Annotated in this window: 1 protein-coding gene; it reads right to left on the minus strand. The window is 46.3% G+C overall.

What is annotated here, in order from left to right; all coding sequences use genetic code 11:
* Positions 1-260: 260 nt before the first annotated feature.
* The coding region (locus tag ACTNEN_RS13365; RefSeq protein ID WP_441206956.1) for an HNH endonuclease signature motif containing protein at positions 261-531 on the minus strand (271 nt) is incomplete at its 5' end.

A 531-nucleotide genomic window follows, 5' to 3' on the forward strand; every position in this document is an offset into this window, starting at 1 on the left:
TTTCCCACAATGCTTATCTTTTGGTCTTTGGTTCGGAATAGTGTAGTGCTGGCGGTCTATCTCTTGTTTTCGGTTGCTTGCTTCCTTACCGTACATGAGCATTCGCGCCGGATAGCGATAGGTAATCCCTTGAAGTTATCTCAGGATTTTCCCCCGCTCCACACCGTGCGTGCGGCTTTCGCCGCACACGGCGTTCCATCGAATTCAGTAGTTTTGGGACATGAAGCACACAACTTACACACTTCGTTACAGCATTTCATTCAAAGAATAATGGGTGGCATTTCTGCCAATGCACGAAGCTTATTAAGTTTTACAAGTTGCTTTTGTTCAAGATTAAGGAATTTCAGGAGTCTCTCGACTGTTGGGTCTTGTGTTGCATGGATTATGGTATGCACATCCTTCTTAATCAAAATCAGGTTTGCATATTCATCGGTTCCACCTTTGCTGACCGGCAGCTTATGGTGACAGTGGATGTCATGAGGAGCCATTGTCTCCCCAGTGACAGCACATTTGCCGTACTGCGCCGCATAC

It is taken from the genome of Oribacterium sp. HCP28S3_H8, assembly GCF_052064775.1.
In the GTDB taxonomy this organism is placed as follows: domain Bacteria; phylum Bacillota; class Clostridia; order Lachnospirales; family Lachnospiraceae; genus Oribacterium.